The organism is Streptomyces sp. NPDC024698, from assembly GCF_055559015.1.
Window position 1 is genome coordinate 115,551 of record NZ_JBVHLK010000012.1, and the last position, 17,650, is coordinate 133,200.

13 protein-coding genes are annotated in these 17,650 nt (G+C 70.6%); 11 read left to right on the forward strand and 2 right to left on the reverse strand.

All coding sequences use genetic code 11. The features are described from left to right. Nucleotides 1-21 precede the first annotated feature (21 nt). Nucleotides 22-984: an alpha/beta hydrolase gene (locus ACZ4AA_RS25110; RefSeq protein WP_467606966.1), complete on the forward strand. Its 963-nt coding sequence runs from the start codon at nt 22-24 to the stop codon at nt 982-984. Further along, nucleotides 981-3,578: a family 78 glycoside hydrolase catalytic domain gene (locus tag ACZ4AA_RS25115; RefSeq protein WP_467606969.1), complete on the forward strand. Its 2,598-nt coding sequence runs from the start codon at nt 981-983 to the stop codon at nt 3,576-3,578. Before ACZ4AA_RS25110 ends, ACZ4AA_RS25115 begins: the two co-directional genes overlap by 4 nt. Here the strand turns inward: ACZ4AA_RS25115 and ACZ4AA_RS25120 are convergent. Beyond that, nucleotides 3,568-4,389: an IclR family transcriptional regulator gene (locus tag ACZ4AA_RS25120; protein ID WP_467606974.1), complete on the reverse strand. Its 822-nt coding sequence runs from the start codon at nt 4,387-4,389 to the stop codon at nt 3,568-3,570. The genes ACZ4AA_RS25115 and ACZ4AA_RS25120 overlap by 11 nt on opposite strands. A 129-nt stretch (nt 4,390-4,518) precedes the next feature. Between ACZ4AA_RS25120 and ACZ4AA_RS25125 the strand changes: the two genes are divergently transcribed. From ACZ4AA_RS25125 to ACZ4AA_RS25165, 9 genes are all read left to right on the forward strand, one after another. Then, nucleotides 4,519-6,060 (forward strand): ABC transporter substrate-binding protein, encoded by a 1,542-nt coding sequence (locus ACZ4AA_RS25125; RefSeq protein WP_467606978.1) that lies wholly within the window; start codon nt 4,519-4,521, stop codon nt 6,058-6,060. Nucleotides 6,061-6,146: 86 nt separating this feature from the next. Continuing rightward, the gene (locus ACZ4AA_RS25130; protein ID WP_467606980.1) at nt 6,147-7,088 is read left to right on the forward strand and encodes an ABC transporter permease; all 942 of its coding nucleotides are present in this window, start codon (nt 6,147-6,149) and stop codon (nt 7,086-7,088) included. Next, complete coding sequence (locus ACZ4AA_RS25135) at nt 7,085-9,046, forward strand: dipeptide/oligopeptide/nickel ABC transporter permease/ATP-binding protein (RefSeq protein ID WP_467606984.1); 1,962 nt, start codon at nt 7,085-7,087, stop codon at nt 9,044-9,046. The genes ACZ4AA_RS25130 and ACZ4AA_RS25135 overlap by 4 nt, the downstream gene beginning before the upstream one ends. Next, nucleotides 9,043-10,026, forward strand: a complete 984-nt coding sequence (locus ACZ4AA_RS25140) for an ABC transporter ATP-binding protein (protein ID WP_467606989.1) — start codon at nt 9,043-9,045, stop codon at nt 10,024-10,026. Before ACZ4AA_RS25135 ends, ACZ4AA_RS25140 begins: the two co-directional genes overlap by 4 nt. Nucleotides 10,027-10,052: 26 nt before the next feature. Then, complete coding sequence (locus ACZ4AA_RS25145) at nt 10,053-11,288, forward strand: glycoside hydrolase family 1 protein (protein ID WP_467606994.1); 1,236 nt, start codon at nt 10,053-10,055, stop codon at nt 11,286-11,288. After that, entirely contained in the window at nt 11,281-13,863 is a 2,583-nt protein-coding gene (locus ACZ4AA_RS25150; RefSeq protein ID WP_467606999.1) for a glycoside hydrolase family 78 protein, read from the forward strand. Before ACZ4AA_RS25145 ends, ACZ4AA_RS25150 begins: the two co-directional genes overlap by 8 nt. 75 nt (nt 13,864-13,938) lie before the next feature. Next, entirely contained in the window at nt 13,939-14,337 is a 399-nt protein-coding gene (locus ACZ4AA_RS25155; RefSeq protein WP_467607002.1) for a BlaI/MecI/CopY family transcriptional regulator, read from the forward strand. Continuing rightward, entirely contained in the window at nt 14,334-15,284 is a 951-nt protein-coding gene (locus ACZ4AA_RS25160; protein WP_467607007.1) for a M56 family metallopeptidase, read from the forward strand. The genes ACZ4AA_RS25155 and ACZ4AA_RS25160 overlap by 4 nt, the downstream gene beginning before the upstream one ends. A 1-nt stretch (nt 15,285) precedes the next feature. Next, nucleotides 15,286-16,404 carry an MATE family efflux transporter gene (locus ACZ4AA_RS25165; protein WP_467607011.1) on the forward strand — a complete coding sequence of 373 codons (1,119 nt, stop codon included), beginning with the start codon at nt 15,286-15,288 and terminating at the stop codon, nt 16,402-16,404. Here ACZ4AA_RS25165 and ACZ4AA_RS25170 read toward each other — a convergent pair. After that, nucleotides 16,351-17,631: a COG4705 family protein gene (locus ACZ4AA_RS25170; RefSeq protein WP_467607016.1), complete on the reverse strand. Its 1,281-nt coding sequence runs from the start codon at nt 17,629-17,631 to the stop codon at nt 16,351-16,353. The two genes, ACZ4AA_RS25165 and ACZ4AA_RS25170, sit on opposite strands and share 54 nt — an antisense overlap. Between the last annotated feature and the right edge of the window lie 19 nt (nt 17,632-17,650).

Genomic DNA, 17,650 nt, shown 5'->3' on the forward strand with positions numbered 1-17,650 from the left:
GCGACCGGAACGCTGCGAGGCATGCCGATTCATCCTGAGACCCTCCGGCGCTTCGCGTACATCGAGGGTGTTCCCAGCATGCAAGCCTTCTTCGAGGACCCCCAGTACGCCGAGCGGCGGGCCGCGTTCGAGGCCTGGCCGGACTACGAAGTCCCCGACGTCCCGGTTCGCGCGGCGGAGGCGCCCGGGCCGCACGGTCCGGTCCCGGTACGGGTCTACGGCGAGCGTTCCGGAGCGAGTGGGCGGCCCGCACTCGTGTGGATGCACGGCGGCGCCTTCATGATGGGCGACCTGGACATGCCCGAGGCGGACTGGACCGCGCGGGAGGTGGCGCGGCGTGCCGACGCGGTCGTGGTCTCGGTCGACTACAGACTGTGCCGGAACGGCGTGCACTACCCGGTGCCCCACGACGACGTCGTGGCCGCGGTGCGCTGGGTCCGCGAGAACGCGGAGCATCTGGGTGTCGATACGGGGTGGATCTCGGTCGGCGGGGCCAGTGCCGGAGCCAACCTCGCCGCGGGAGCCGCCCTGAAGCTGCGCGACGAGGACCAGAGGCCTCCCGCCCACCTGATCTTCGCCTACGGCGTCGCCCACGCGGTGCTCCCACCGCTCGGTCCCGAGCACGCCGAGCTGATGAGCCACGTGCCCCAAGTGCTCCACTTCCCACCGGAGATGCACGGCTTCTTCAATCACAACTATCTCGGTGGCCCCCTCAGCAAGGCCGACGGGTACGCCTTCCCGATCCTGGCCGACCTGCGCGGAGTGTGTCCGACGCTGGTGCTCAACGCCGAGTACGACGACCTGAGGGTCTCCGGCGAGGCCTTCGCGGCGGCGCTCGCGGCCACGGGCGTGGACGTGCGCCAGGTGATGGTGCGCTCGATGATGCACGGCTTCCTCAATCTCGCGGCCACGGTGGGGCCGACCGCCGCCGCGCTGGACCTGATCGCAGCCACGGTCGGCCGGCCCGTGGCCGTCGGCGCATGAACGCGCCGACCGAGCTGGGCGTGGAACACCTCGGTTCTCCGCTCGGGCTCGGCGAACCCGCGCCCCGGCTGTCGTGGCGGCTCCCGGAGGGCACGCTCACCCAGAAGGCGTACCGCATCCGGGCGGAGTTCGGTGGTGGGGTGCACGACTCGGACTGGGTCGAATCCGCCGGGAGTGTCCTTGAGGCATGGCCGTTCGATCCGGTCGGGTCGGCGCGGCCGGTGAGCTGGCGGGTGCGGGTGCGGACCGATCGAGGCGAGTCGGACTGGTCGGCGGCGGCGAGCTTCGAGACAGGGCTGCTCGCCACCGTCGACTGGACCGCTTCGTGGGTCAGTCCCCGCGAACCGGACCCGCTCCCCCAGGCCCCGCGCCCCGCGTACGAGCTGCGCGGTCGCCTGGTCGTGCGGCGGCCGGTCAGTCGCGCTCGGCTCTACGCGACGGCGCACGGTCTCTACGAGACGTTCCTCGACGGGGTCCGGGTCGGCGACCTGGAGTTGACCCCCGGGTACACGCACTACGCGGCCCGGGTGCCGGTCCAGGCCTACGATGTCACCCCGCTGCTCCGGCCCGGGTCGGTCACCTGGACGGCGCTGCTCAGCGACGGATGGTTCCGCGGTCAGGTCGGGATCTTCCGTGCGGTCGATCAGTGGGGCGAACGCACCGCGTTCCTCGCGCAGTTGCACGTGGAGTACGTCGACGGCACCACCGAAGTGTTCGGCACCGACGCGGGTTGGGAGTCGCGGCCGTCGAGCCTCACCCGCGCCGACCTGATCGACGGTGTGTCCGACGACCGGCGTGCCACGGACACGGCCGGATGGCACCCCGCGGAGCCGGTCGGCCTGGGCTACGAGACGCTGTTCTGGTCGCCGGCGCCACCGACGCGTCGCATCGAGGAGCTACGGCCGAGGTCGGTGGTACGACGCGGCGACCGGCAACTGGTCGACCTGGGCCAGAACATCAACGGCTGGGTCCGTCTCGGCAACCTCGGCCCGGCGGGCGGTGAGGTGACGCTCGTACACGGTGAGGCACTCGATGCGAAGGGCGATCTCACCACCGACCACCTCAGACCCGCGGTGCCGTTCCTGCCCGTGCCTCTCCCCGCCGGGCAGGTCGACCGCGTCCTCTCCGCCGGGCGGCCCGGTGACGTGTTCGAGCCCCGGCACACGACCCACGGCTTCCAGTACGTCACCATCGAGGGTCATCCCGACGATCTGACTCCCGAGGACGTCACGGGCGTCGTGGTGCACAGCGATCTGCGCCGCACGGGATGGTTCTCGTGCAGCGACGAGCGGATCAACCGGCTTCATGAGGCCGCCGTGTGGAGCTTCCGCGGCAACGCCTGCGACATCCCCACCGACTGTCCCCATCGGGAGCGGGCGGGATGGACCGGGGACTGGCAGATCTACGCGCCGACGGCCGCGTTCCTGTACGACGTCGCCGGATTCTCGGCCAAATGGCTGGGCGACGTCGCGATCGAGCAATGGTCCGACGGAACGATCGCCAACATCTCGCCGCACGGACCGGCCGAGGGCCCGCACGGTCCCACCGCGCCGTTGCAGGGCTCGGCCGGCTGGGGTGATGCCGTCGTGATCGTGCCCTGGGAGCTCTACCGCGCGTACGGCGACGAGCGGATCCTGGCCGAGCTGTGGCCGAACATGGTGCGCTGGGTCGGCCGTGCCGAGCGGATGGCCGCGGCCGACCGTCACCCCGGTCGCACCGGCCCCGAGGCGGCGCACGAGCGCTACCTGTGGGACACGGGCTTCCACTGGGGTGAGTGGCTGGAGCCGGGCACCGGGGTGGACGACTTCGGGGCCTTCGTCGCCGCCGACAAGAGCGATGTCGCCACGGCGTACTTCGCGCGTTCGGCCGGGCTGATGGCCCGAATCGCCGAAGTGCTCGGCAAGCCGGTGGAGTCGGCGCGGTACGCCGAGCTCGCCGACCGGGTCGCCGCCGCCTGGCGCGTCGAGTTCCTCGCCGCCGACGGCACGGTGCGCCCGGCCACCCAGGCCAACGTCACGCGCGCGCTTGCCTTCGGGCTCGTCCCGGAGGAGGCCGTGCCGAACGCCGTGGCGCAGCTCGTCGGTCTCGTCCGGGCCGCGGGCACCCATGTCGGCACCGGTTTCCTGGCGACGCCCTTCCTCCTACCGGTGCTGGCCGAACACGGCGAGGTGGATCTTGCCTACGAGCTGCTGTTCCAGGACGGTCCGCCGTCCTGGCTGCACATGATCGATCGCGGCGCGACCACGATCTGGGAGCGCTGGAACGGGATGGCGGACGACGGCACGCCCCACGAGTCGCTCAACCACTACTCGAAGGGGGCGGTGATCAGCTTCTTCCACCGGCACATCGCGGGGCTGAAGCCGCTCGATCCGGCCTACCGCCGCTTCCGGGTGGCCCCGCTCCCGGGTGGCGGTCTCACCTCGGCCTCCGCGGTGCTGGAGTCGCCCCACGGGCGCATCGGGTCGGCCTGGCAGCTCAGGGACGGCGGGTTGCTCCTTGAGGTGGTCGTGCCCCCTGGCACGACCGCCGAGGTCGTCGTGCCGAACGGCGAAGTGGAGGTGGTCGGCCCCGGCCGGCACGTCTTCATGGCGTGAGCGGCGCCGACGGCGAGGCCGCGCTGGGGGCGCCGAGTGCGCGCGAGATGCCCTGCGCGGCGATTCTCACCGCGTAGGTGAGCCGGCGTGGCTGCGCCTCCCGTTCGGGGAGCAGCACGCCGATCGCGGCGACCGCTTCGTCGCGTTCGTCGAAGACCGGCGCGGCCACCGCGACCAGCGTCTCCAACTCGGTGCGGCGGAAGATGGCCACCCGCTCCCTGCGCACCTCGGCGAGCGTGCGCCGCATCGCCGAGGCCGGAATCAGCCGCTTGTCCGGCTCGCTGTGCAGCGGCCGTGCGAGCAGTTCGTCCTGCACCTCGCCCGGTGCGAAGGCGAGGAGCGCCAGCCCCATGCCGGTCGCGTGCAGCGGCATCTTGCCGCCGATCCGGTACCGCACCTGGACCGCCCTGTGCGCCGAGAGACGCTCGACCAGCGTCGCCTCAAGGCCGTCACGGACCGCGAGTTGCACGTGCTGTCGCGTGACCGCGCCCAGGTCGCTCATGAAGGGCAGAGCGATGTGGCGCAGGCCGTGACCACGCGGGGCGAGTGAGGCAACTTCCAGTAGCCGCAGGCCGATCGAGTACCGGCCGGCTTCGTCCCGCTCGAGAGCCCCCCAGTCGAGCAGCCGGTTGGCCAGTCGCAGCGTCGTGCTGACCGGGATGTTGCTGAGCACGCTCAGTTCGCGCAGGGTCAGGTGCCGCCGGGTCGCGTCGAAGGTCTCGAGCAGCGACAGCGCCCGGTCGATGACCGGTTCTCCCTGCGGTGGTCGCTTGCCCCGGCGTCGGGCCGGAACGGCCGCCGTATCGCTCACGAATGACACCTTCCGATTAAGTGCGCGTTTCAATCAATGGCAATCATTGCTGACTTGTGTGACCGGCGCCACTCATTGTTCTCGTCAAGTTGGGCGAAGGCCCCGACCCGGACAACCCGAGAGGCTTCGATGACCGGCTTCACCTTCAAGCGTCTGGCGGCCAGCACACTGGCCTTGGCGGTAGCCACCGTCTCTCTGGCGGCGTGCGGCTCTTCGACCAACGGCGCGGTTGGCTCCGCGAGCACCACGCTCACCCTCGGCTACGACTCCGACCCGGCACCGCAGGGCTACGACCCGCTGCTCTACGGCGGCGGCCAGCGGCTCTTCTACGAGTCGGTCTACCAGTCGCTCTTCGCGGAGGGCGCCGACGGCCAGCCCGTCCCTGAACTCGTCCAGAGCTTCAGCTACAACAAGGCCAAGACCCGGATGACGCTGAAGCTCAGGTCCGGTGTCACCTTCACCGACGGCTCCGAGCTCACCGCTCAGTTGGTCAAGGCGAACCTCGACCGTCGGAGCAACTCCAAGCTCCAGGCCTACTCCGGCTTCGCCAAGGGCGGTTCCAGCGAGATCGCAGCCGTCGAGGCCCCGAGCGCGGACACGGTGGTGCTCACATTCCCCGCCGCGCAAGGGTCGTTCCAGACGAACCTCGCGGGCGTCCCCGGAACCATGGTCGGAGCGAAGGCGATCAGTGACCCGAGCCTGCTGAACAAGGGGCCGGACGGCTCGGGCCCGTACAGGATGAACTCCGCGGTCAAGGGCAGCAGTTACACGATGAGCCGTCAGCCCGGCACGAACGCGGGCACCTACCCGTTCCGGACGATCGTCTACAAGCCGTACCTGGACAAGAACGCCCGTCTGAACGCGCAGATATCCGGCCAGACGGACGCCTCGCTCCTCGACGCGACCACGGAGCGGACGGCATCGTCCAACGGCGTCTCGCTGGTCAAGAACGGCGGCACGATGCTGGACCTGCTGGTCTTCGACAAGACCGGGGTGAGCTCAAAGCCGTTCGGGAACAAGGACGTTCGCCTGGCACTGAGCTACGCGATCGACCGGAACGCCTTCGTCAAGACCGTGGCCCAGGGCGCCGAGCCGACCGCCAACGCCTTCCCCGGATCCTCGTCCGGCTACGACCCCGCGCTGAACACCCAGTACGCCCACGACGTCGCCAAGGCGAAGCGGACGCTGAGCCAGGCCGGCTACCCGAACGGGTTCTCGTTCACCATCACCGCCAGCCCGACCGACCAGGCCGCGCTGGAGTTCCTCCAGAACGAGTTCAAGGCGATCGGCGTCGACATGAAGATCGACGTCACCACCTCGACCGGCCAGCTCTTCGCGGCGGTCAACACCCAGCCGCTGGGCTACATCCCGCTGACTATGAGCAACGAGATCGGCGTCACCGCAGGGGTTCTCGTGGGCGGCTTCGCGAACCCGCACAAGACCCAGGACCCGGTGATCGGGGCCGCGCTCGGGGCGGCGGCGAACGCCTCCGGCCCGGACCACGCCGCCGCGCTGAAGAAGCTGAACGGCTCGCTGATCAACGAGGGCTGGCTGATCCCGGTCGCCGAGCAGTACGCGTACGCCGGCTACGACGCCAAGGCGCTCAAGGCGCCGACCTATCCCGGCACCGACGGCTACCCGCTGCTGAGCTCCTTCAAGCCCGTCGCCTGACCGTTCCCGTCGGTCGGCCGGCGGTCCTCGAAACCGCCGGCCGCCCGACGGGACGGCGCGCGCCCCTGATCCCGGAAAGGAACCGCATGCTCACCTACGTCGCCCGTCGTGTCGGGCTCGGTGTCGTCACCGTCCTGGTGGCATCCGCCCTGAGCTTCCTCCTGGTGCACGCCTCCGGCGGTAGCCCGGGAGCCATCACCGCCGGGGAGGGGGCGTCCAGGGCCCAGATCGCGGCGGAGAACGTCCGGCTCGGCTGGGACCGTCCGCTCATCGCCCAGTACGCGAGCTGGCTCGGACACGCGGTCCGCAGCGACCTCGGGGTCTCGTTGATCGACGGTCGTGCCATCTGGCCGGACCTGGTGCAGCGCATACCGGTCACCGCGTCGACGGCGGTCCTCGCGACCCTGTTCAGCGGAATCCTGGGGATCCTGGTCGGGGTCATGGCGGCGGTGCGCCGGGGCCGTCTCGATCGCCTCATCACGGTGACCAGCGGGATCATGCTCTCCCTGCCGCAGTTCTGGCTCGGCATCCTGCTGGTGTACCTGCTCTCGGTGAAGGCCCATCTGCTGCCCGCCACCGGCTACGTCGGGTTCATGACCTCGCCGACACAGTACGTCCAGAGCCTGATTCTCCCGGTGCTCGCGCTGGGGCTCACGGGAGCCGCGATCATCGCGCGCACGACCAGGGCCGGCATGGTCGACGCGCTGCGGCAGGAACACATCCGCACCCTGCGGGCCCTCGGCACGCCACTCTGGCGGATCCGCTACGTGCACGCGCTCCGCTTCGCCGGCGCGCCGGTGGTATCGGTGCTCGGCGTCCAGTTCATCGCCCTCTTCGGTGGCTCGGTCATCATCGAGCAGCTCTTCGCGCTGCCGGGTCTCGGACAGGCCGCGCAGGCCGCGATCAACACCCACGACTTCCCCGCGGTCCAGGGCGTCGTCGTCGTCTCGACCGTGGTCGTGGTCGTCACCAACCTGCTCCTCGACCTCGTCCTCGCCGCCCTCGACCCGAAGGTTCGTGCCGCGTGAACGCCTTCACCGAAACCGTCCAGAAGCCCCTGGCGTCCGAGTCGGCATCCGGCCGGCGCCGACCGGCGGCCTCGCTGCGCCGCCCCGGCACCGTGCTCGCGATCGCGTGGCTGGCCGCGATCGTGATCGCCTCGGCGACCGCGCGCTGGTGGGTGCCGTTCCCCGTCGGCGGGCAGGATCCCGCGCACGCCCTGGCCGGACCTTCCGGCAGGCACTGGCTCGGCACCGACGAACTGGGCCGCGACATCTTCTCCCGGATCGTCACCGGCGGCTGGATCTCGATCGGCCCGGCGCTGCTGGCGGTGACGGTGGCCTTCTGTGTCGGCGTGCCGATGGCGTTGCTCGCGGCCGAGCACGGTCGCGGCGTCGAACGGACCGGCAGCCGTGTCGCCGAACTGCTCCTCGCCCTGCCGACCACCGTGATCCTGCTCGCCTTCGTCGGCGCCGTGGGCGTCCACGTATGGGCCATCATGGCCGTTCTCGGACTTCTGCTCGCGGCGCCGGTGTACCGCATCCTGCTCGCGCCGGCCCAGTCGCTGCGCACCCGCCTCCATGTCGACGCGGCGAAGGTGAACGGCGTCGGCTCCCTCCTGGTGAACGTGCGTCACGTGCTGCCCGGCATGGCGACCACGATCGCCGTCCAGGCGGCCCAACTCTTCGCGCTCGGCATCCTGATCGAGGCCGGCCTGGCCTTCATGGGCTACGGTCCGGCCATACCGGCGCCGAGCTGGGGCGGTCTCATCGGCGACGCCCAACAGCACATCTACGACGACGCCTGGATGATGGTTCCCACCGGCGTCGTGCTCGCGCTGACCGTGATCGCGGCCAACCAGATCGCCGACGCCCTGGCCGGTGAGCGGGAGCGGACCGTCCCCGCCCGCCGCCCGGTGCGACAAGCGGGTCGGCCTCCAGCGGCGGCTCCGGCCGCGGGCGAGGCATCTCCTCGGACCGACGGGGCCCTGCTCGCGGTGCGGGATCTGCACGTCGGCGTCGCGGACGGCACGGAACTCGTCAGTGGTGTCTCGGTGTCGGTCCGGCCCGGCACCGTGCTCGGCCTGGTCGGCGAGTCCGGGTGCGGCAAGACGATGACCGCACGGTCGCTGATGGGACTGCTGCCCGACGGCGTCGAAGTCAGCGGCGGCGCCGTCCTCTTCGAGGGCCGCGATCTGGTCGGGCTTTCCGACAGGCAGTACCAGGCCGTCCGCGGGCGGGACATCGCGCTGATCTCGCAGGAACCGATGGTCGCGCTCGACCCGACGTTCTCCATCGGCCATCAACTCACCGGGCCCATCCGCCGCTTCCGCGGGGTCGGCCGCGACGAGGCCCGCCGCATCGCGCTCGGCCTGCTCACCCAGGTGGGCATCGTCGACCCCGAGCGGATCCTGCGCAGTTACCCGCACGCGCTGTCCGGCGGCATGGCCCAACGAGTCTGCATCGCCCTCGCGCTCACCGGCTCGCCCAAGCTCCTGATCGCCGACGAGCCGACCACCGCGCTGGACGTGACGGTGCAGGCGGAGATCCTCAGCCTGCTGCGCTCGCTGGTGTGCGGCACCGGCCTGTCGGTGGTCCTGGTCAGTCACGACCTGGGTGTGGTGGCGGACCTGTGCGACGACGTGGCCGTCATGTACGCCGGTCAAGTCGTCGAGTCCGGAACCGTGGCCGAGGTCCTGGACCGGGCCGCGCACCCGTACACGAGTGCCCTGCTGAGCGCGAATCCCCACATCCCGTACGGGGCGGCGGTCCCGGACCGGCTGCCCTCGATCCCGGGCACGGTGCCGGCACCGAAGGACTGGCCCGTCGGCTGCCGGTTCGCGAGCCGGTGTCCCCTGACCACACCCGAATGCCACGAGCCGATCGCGGCTGTACCGGCGCACGGCGCGGGAACCGTGCGCTGCATCCACCCGCCGGCCGCGGCGCCCGGCACGCCCACGCCGAACGAATCCGGAGCCGTCCGATGAACCAGTCAGCCCTCAGCGTGCGGGACCTCGTCGTTCACTACGGACGTCGTCACAGGACGCCTCCCGCCGTCGACGGGGTCAGCTTCGACATCGCGCCGGGCGAGACCCTCGGTCTCGTCGGCGAGTCCGGCTCCGGCAAGTCGACCATCGGCAAGGCGATCCTGGGACTTCAGACGGCGAGTTCCGGGTCGATCACCCTGAACGGGACGGACATCACCACGGCCTCGCTGCGCCGGCGGCGGGTCAGCGCGATCGACCTGCGCGCGGTCTTCCAGGACCCCTACTCCTCGCTCAACCCGGTCCAGAGCATCGGCCAGACCCTGGTGGAGCCGCTGCGGGTGCTGCGCGTCCCGAAACAGGAGCAGTGGCGGCGGGCCCGAGAGGCGCTCGACGCGGTCGGTCTCCCTCGTGACGCGATCGACCGCGGTCCCGCGCAGCTCTCCGGTGGTCAGCGTCAGCGCGTGGCGATCGCCCGTGCCGTGGTCTGCGACCCGAAGGTCATCGTCCTCGACGAACCGGTCAGCGCCCTCGATCTCTCGACCCAGGCGCAGGTGCTGAACCTGCTGGCCGATCTGCGCGACCAGCGACAACTCGCCCTGCTGTTCATCGCGCACGACCTGGGCGTCGTCCGGTTCCTCTCCCAGCGGGTCGTGGTGCTCTACCGCGGCCAGGTGATGGAGCGGGGAGACGTCGAGACGGTGACCCAGGAACCGCGTCACCCGTACACCGTGGCACTGACCGCGGCGGCACCCGTGCCCCATCCGGCCGAGCAGGCGCACCGTCGCGCCGCGCGCGAGGCACTGGGCATCGGCGCGGCCGGGACGGCGACCGCGGCGCCGACGGGCTGTCCGTTCGCGAACCGGTGCCCGCTCGCGGTGGACCACTGCCGCACCGTGCGGCCCCCTCTCACCGACAGCGGTGACTCCTCCGCGGCCTGCCATCGCCTCGACGAGGTCGCCGCGCTTCGTGCCACCCACTGACCCTCGCACCACCCATGGAGATCCCCATGCACCAGTTCCCCGCCGACTTCCTCTGGGGAGTGGCCAGTGCCGGCCACCAGACCGAGGGCGACAACCTGGCCAGTGACTGCTGGTTCGCCGAGAACGCGACACCGACCGTCTTCAAAGAGCCCTCGGGCAAGGCCTGCGACGGTTGGGAACGTTGGCGCGAGGATGTCGACCTCGCCGCCGCCATGAACCTCAACGCCTACCGCTTCTCCGTCGAGTGGGCGCGTGTCGAACCTGTCGAAGGCGAGTTCTCCGCCGCCGCGCTGGCCCACTACGAGGCGATCGTCGACCACTGCGTCGAGCGGGGTCTGGCACCGGTCGTCACCTTCCACCACTTCGTCGCCCCGCACTGGTTCGCCGCGCGCGGCGGATGGCTGGACGCCGGAGCCCCGCGACGGTTCGCGCGCTTCTGCGATCGGATCATGGCAGCCTTCGGTGACCGGATCGCGGTGGCGGTGACGATGAACGAACCCAACCTGCCCCCGATGCTCGCCTGGGCCGGGCTGCCCGACGTCGTCAGGGACCTCGAACGGGCGACGCTTGAGGCCTGCACCCGCGCCGCCGGCGTCGAGCGCTACCGCCTCACCAACATCACGCTCCCCGAGGAGGCCAGCGCGCTGCTCGCGGGCCAGGCCGCGGGGCACCGTGCGGCCCGTACAGCGATCAAGGCGCGTCGCGCGGACCTTCCCGTCGGCCTGTCGATCGCGATGGTGGACGACCTCGTCCACGGCCCCGATCCCACCTTGCGGGACCGCAAGCGCGCCGAGGTCTACGACTCCTGGCTCAAGATCGCTCGCGAGGACGACTTCATCGGCGTCCAGAACTACGAGCGGCACTACTACGACGCGAAGCGTGCCGTGAACCTCGACGGCACGCCTGCCGAGGGCGGCGTGATGAACCGCACCGACCCGGCGTCGCTCGGCAACTGCGCGCGGTACGCCCACGCGGTGAGCGGCGTGCCGGTCCTCATCACCGAGCACGGCATGCAGGCCGACGATGACACCAAGCGCGCCGATTTCATCGAGCCGTCACTGGCAGGGGTGCGGGAGGCGATGAACGACGGAGTCCCCGTGCTCGGCTACTTCCACTGGACTCTGATGGACAACTTCGAGTGGATCTTCGGCTTCGGGCCCAAGTTCGGGCTGCACAGCGTCGATCCCGTCACCTTCGAGCGTACGCCGAAGCCGAGCGCGAGCCTCTACGGCGCCTTGGTCGCGGAGCTGCGCCGTGGATGAGGTTTCCGCTGTCCGTTTCGAGCATCGCGACGATCCGCTCGGCATCGGGGAAGACCGCCCGCGGCTCTCCTGGCAGACCGCGGGTCGGCAGGGCCGGCGACAGGCCGCCTACGAGCTCACCATCGGCGACGAGTTCTTCCATGTCGACTCGGCGGACTCCGTGCTGGTGCCGTGGCCCGCGAAGCCGCTGGCGTCCCGTGAAGCCCGCGAGGTCCGCGTCCGCGTCATCGGCACGGACGGCGAGATCTCCGACTGGAGCGACCCGGTCAGCGTGGAACGCGGTCTCGTGGCCCCGGACTGGAAGGCCACACTGATCGAGCCGGCCGCGGACGAGCGAGGGCCGGTGGCGCTCCTGCGAAGCTCCTTCGTCACCCACGGCGAGATCGTCCGCGCCCGCCTCTACATCACGGCGCACGGACTGTACGTGGCCGAACTCAACGGCGAGCGGATCGGCGACGACGCCCTCGCCCCGGGGTGGACCAGCTACCACCATCGGCTGCGCTACCAGACCTACGACGTCACCGGACAGGTGCGCGCCGGTGAGAACGCGATCGGGGTGCAGGTAGCCGACGGCTGGTGGCGAGGCCGGGTCGGGTTCGTGCCCGGATGGCGCGACACCTACGGCAGCTCGCTGGGGCTCCTCGCCCAACTCGAGATCGACTACGCCGACGGCCGGCGTCAGGTGATCCCCACGGACGGGAGCTGGCGTTCCTCGACCGGACCGATCCGGTCCGCTGATCTCTACGAGGGCGAGACCTACGACGCGACGATGGCGCTCCCCGGCTGGTCGAGCCCCGGATTCGATGACCACGGGTGGGCCGGTGTCCACCGCGGCGAACGCGACCCCGCCACCCTGGTGGCTCCGTCGGGGCCGCCCGTCCGGGCGGTCGAGGAGCGCGTTCCGGTCGACACGATCACCACTCCCACCGGCCGTACCGTCCTCGACTTCGGCCAGAACCTCGTGGGACGACTCCGCATCCGGGTGCACGGCCGTCGCGGCGCGACCGTCACCCTGCGCCATGCCGAGGTACTCGAGAGCGGCGAGCTCGGAGTACGACCGCTTCGTACGGCCACGGCCACGGACCGGTACGTGCTCGCCGGGAGCCCCGGCGGCGAGAGCTGGGAACCGTCCTTCACCTGTCACGGCTTTCGCTACGCCGAGGTGAGCGGTGACTACGACGAACTCGAGGCGACGGCGGTCGTCTACCACTCGGACATGCGCCGGACCGGCTGGTTCGAGTGCTCCGATCCTTTGCTCAACCGTCTGCACGAGAACGTCGTCTGGGGGATGCGCGGCAACTTCGTCGACGTCCCCACCGACTGTCCGCAACGCGACGAGCGCCTGGGATGGACCGGCGACATCCAGGTCTTCGCGCCCACGGCCGCCTACCTCTTCGACTGTGCCGGCCTGCTCACCTCCTGGCTGGCCGATCTCGCCGCGGACCAGACCGCGGAGGGCGTCGTCCCGCTGTTCGTGCCGAGGATCGACTTCCCGGGCCCGTTCGCGGAGCCGTCCGCGACGGCCGGCTGGAGCGACGCCGCGGTGATCGTCCCCTGGGTGCTCTACCAGCGGTTCGGCGACGCGGGGCTGCTCCGTCGTCAGTACCCGAGCATGCGGGCCTGGGTCGACGGAGTGACCGCGACCTTGGGACAGTCCGGCCTCTTCGACAGACCGGAGTTGCAGCTCGGCGACTGGCTCGACCCTGCGGCACCCCCGGACGCGCCCTGGCAGGCCGAGACCGGCGCCCACCTGGTGGCCACCGCCTACCGTGCGCACGTCGCCGGGTTGCTGTCCCGGATCGCCACCGTGATCGGCGAGGAAGCGGACGCGGCCAAGTACGCCGAGCTCGCCAACGGGGTCCGCCAGGCATTCCACGACGAGTACGTGACACAGGGCGGCCGGATCGCCGACTCCGGGCAGACTGGTTACGCACTCGCGCTCGAGTTCGCCCTGCTCCCCGACGCCGGACAACGCGCACGGGCGGCACGGCAGTTGGTCAGGCTCGTGCGGGAGAAGGGCCACAAGGTCGCCACCGGGTTCCTCGGTACCCCGGCGATCTGCGACGCCCTCACGTCCGCGGGAGCGATCGACGACGCCTATCGGATGCTGCTCCGGACCGAGTGCCCCTCCTGGCTGTATCCGGTGACGATGGGAGCAACCACGATCTGGGAGCGCTGGGACTCCATGCTCCCCGACGGTTCGGTCAACTCCGGGGAGATGACGTCGTTCAACCACTACGCCCTGGGCGCGGTGGCCGACTGGATGCATCGAGTGGTCGCCGGACTCCGGCCCGGCGCGCCGGGGTACAGGTCGCTGCGGATCGAGCCGCGACCCGGGGGTCGGATCTCGTGGGCACGTACGGCGCACTCAACGCCCTACGGCCTGGCCGAGGTCGCGTGGGAGCGAGCCGAGGGTGAGCTCCGCGTCGATGTCACCGTGCCGACCGGATCGGTCGCGACACTCGTCCTGCCGGGCCTCGAACCCCGGGAGATCGCATGCGGCACGCATCGCTTCGTGGTGCCGCACCCGGGCCCGTCCGCCGATCCCGAATGGCACGGCCCGCAACCAGGGTGACCGGCCGCTGACGGGCGCCGAACGGTAGATTAGGCACGCCTAAGCGGGTGCGGTTGCCGAAGAGCGCGGGGAGTGATGTCAGGCAAGGGTGGGGACGGCAGGCGTCCGCACGGTGAGCTCGTCGCGGACGTGCTCGCGGTGCTGTGGGAGGCCGGCAAACCGTTGACCGCGCACCAGGTCAACGAGGTGCTCGACAAGGGGCTGGCCAGGACGACGACGTCGACCATACTCAGCCGCCTCTACGAGAAGGGCACGCTGCGCCGGCGTGCGACGGGCCGGAGCTTCGCCTACGAGCCGGTGGAGGACGCGGCGGGCCTCGTCGCCGGGCGCATGCGCCGTGAACTGGAGAGCGAGCCTCGCCGAGACCTCGTCCTGCGACGTTTCGTGTCGTCTCTGTCCGAGGGCGACGAGAAGCCCCTGCGGCGTCTGCTTCTCGAAGCCGAAGGCGGCGGCTCCGAAGGTGGTCCCGAGTGACATTCGTCCTGGTCCTGGTCGTGCTGGCACTCGCGTTTCCGTGGGGCGTCGCGGCAGCGGCCCGCCGTCTGGCCGCTGTCCTCCCGCCCCGGGAGGCCTGCTGGGCGATGACGGCGACGGCGCTCCTGTCGGCCGGCGCGACGATCGCGATGCTGATCGGACTCTTCCACGTACCGTTCCTCGCGTCGCTCGAGCGGGTGCCCCTTCCACGGGTGCTGGAGGTCTGGCCGGCGGCGGTTCCGGTCGTCGGCGCGGCCGGGTCGGTCATGCTCGTTCAGGCGTTTCTGGTGCTCCGACGCTGGTTCCAGCACCGGTCCGTGCTCAAGCGCGCCTGGCAACTGGCGGACCGAGGAAGGGGCGACGGGGATCTCCTGGTCGTGCCAGGGGACGAGGTGGACGCCTTCGCGCTTCCCGGCTACCGAGGCCGCGGCGGCCGGATCATCGTGACCTCCGGGATGCTGCGAGCCCTGAAGCCCGGCGAGCGCGAGGTGTTGCTCGCACACGAGCGCGCGCATCTGTCCGGCCGGCACCACGTGCTTTCTGCCGTGGTCGACCTGTCCGCGGCCGTCCACCCCGCGCTGCGGAGCCTGAGGCCGCCGTTGCAGTTCCATCTTGAGCGGTGGGCGGACGAGTCGGCCCCAGCAGCCGTCGGCAGCCGGAAGCTCGCGGCGGCCGCGATTGCCCGGGCGGCGCTGGTCAGTTCCCGGACGCGTGGCACGAGCGGCGGGTACCCGCTCCTGTCCGTGACTTCCGGACCCGTGCCTCAGCGGGTCGAAGCGTTGCTCCTGCCGGAGCCTGCCGGACCGTTGGGTGGCAGCCGCCGGGCCGGTGTGCTGGGTCTGGCGGTGACGGTGGCGGTCTCCGCGCCGGCCGCTGTCGCGCTGGACTACGGACTGCACGAGTACGTGGAGTTCGCGGCCGCTGCCGTACGCGGGGGCTCCCAGTGAGGTGACGTCGACTCCGCGACCGCGCGCGATCGGCGTCGAGCCGAAGGGCTCCATCGCGTTCGGACCACCCGCCCACGACTACTACCAGTCCGGCACCGGCACGCCCGAAGGCGCCACCATCGGCCTGCTGGTCGACTACGACCTCATCGACGAAGGGGCGAAGGTCGGCGACATCGAGGCCTTCGCCACCGCCCGCGCCGTCGCCCGCACCTGCGGTCTGCTCATCGGCGGTTCGGCCGGCGGCGTCGTCCACGAGGCCTTGGCCCGCCTGCCCGGACTCGCGCCCGGCCTGACCGGCATCGGCGTCGCCACCAGCAGCGTCTACCTGCTGTCCTTCCTCGCCCTGCACACCTCGGCGCGCCGCGACACCCAGCTCGCTCCCTTGCTGCGCCTGGACTTCTGGCGTGCCGACGCGCCCACCGCCGGCCGCTTGCTGCGCCTGGGCACGCCCATCGCCGCCACCTACGGATCAGAGGCCGGATTCTTCTCCGTCACCGCGGTGTTCGCCGGCAGCTTCGGCGCCGCCGCGCTCGCCGCCCACACCGCCGTCAACCAGCTCATCTACATCGTGTTCCAGGTGGCCGTCGGGCTCTCGCACGCGGCTTCCATCAACGTCAGCCGCGAACTCGCCCTCGGCGACCATCTCGCCGCCCGTCGTATCAAGAACACCGCGCTGGTCTGCGGAGCGGCCGTCACCACGATCGTCGGCATCCTCTACCTCGCCGCTCCTCACCTGGTCCTGCGCCCCTACTTCGATCCCCAGGCCCCAGCCGATCAGCAAGGCCTACGGATCGCCACCGGTCTCCTGGTCGTCGTCGCGGTGCTGCAATTCTTCGACTGCGCCCAGAACATCGGTGTCGGCCTGCTCTGCGGACTGGCCACCACAGCGGTCCTTCTCCTGCGGCGCTACGGCCGCGCTCTGCGCACCCGAGAAGCCGCCGGGGCCTTCGTCTGGACCCTGTCCGGCGGATCATGCGGCACCCCCACGCACCACGCCGTCCTGCGTAGGCAGAACCAGCACCGTGATCGGCGGTGGCTTCAGGGAAGTCACCGCCGATCAGCTCCGTCAGCGCATGTCTGTGAGGAGGGTGTTGAGCTCAGCCTCCTGCTGTGCCGGTGACATCGGCGGGTTCGGGTGGTCGATGCCGAAGGTCTTCAGCACCTGGTCCATCTGGGCGTCGAGAAACGTCCAGCCGGTGTTGTCCAGCGGCTGCAACGTGGCCTGATCGGCGTCCCAGAGGTCGCGCAGGGACTGGGCGGCCTTGTGGGCACCGGTCGCGTTCCCCGAGCGTGCGTCCTTGAGCGAGGTCGAAGCGAGTGCCTTCAGCGCGTCGACCTTCGCTGCCGGGAGCTTCTTCACGGCCTGGCCGGGGGCGAGGTGAACGGTGGAGGTGGCGTCGTCCTCCGGCGCCGGTCCGACGTGCGGCTGGCTGTGCGCCCAGACCAGCAATGTCCCCGTGGCGACCGCGAGGAGGCCGAAGCCGGCAAGCCCGACACGCTCCCTTTGCGGATCGGGGGTGACCTGCGGGGTGTGCGTGGCGTCGTAGGTCTCGGTCACGTCGGAGCGCGTCACCGTCAGGTAGACGACGGTCGCCAGGATCAGACCAAGGAAGATCAGGCTGGTGGTGAAGGTGCCCAGCGCGAGGCCGGTCGGTTCACCGGGGCCGGCAGCGACCTTCGGTGCGGCAAGCCAGTCACCGATGTTGGCACCCAGCGGGCGGGTCAGGATGTAGGCGAGCCAGAAGGACAGCACCGGGTTCGCGCCGAGCTTCCACAGCAGCGTGATCGCCGCGATGAGGCCGAGCGGCAGGAGGACCGACACTCCCGGGCTCCAGCCGGTGAGCTCAAGGGTCCAGTCGCCGGTCGCGGTCCCGAGCGCGAAGGTGACGAGAACGGTGAGCCAGTAGAAGGACTCACGCGAGCGCGTCGTGACCGAGTGGATCGAGAGGGTGCGTTCGCGCAGCCACCACACGCCGAAGACCACGGCGAGCATGACCGAGAACACGCTGGAGCTGATCCACAGCGGAACGTTGAGCTGGTCGGTCAGGATGTCGGTGTAGAGCGTTCCCGTGACGCTGACAACGACCACGGTCAGCCAGTACGGGAACGGGACGTACCGCTTCAGCTTCAGCTGGACGGCCAGGACCACGACGAACACAGCGGTGAAGATCCACGCCGTGTTCACCAGGCCGACGCCCAGCTTCATGTTGATCCAGTCGGCGAAGCTCTCACCGACGGTCGTGCACAGGATCTTGATCACCCAGAACCAGATGGTGACCTCGGGAACCTTGTTCAGCATCAGCCGCCCGCTGCGGCGGCCGCTATCGACTTCGCTTGTCGTCGTCATGCGGCAAGGCTGGCTCGGC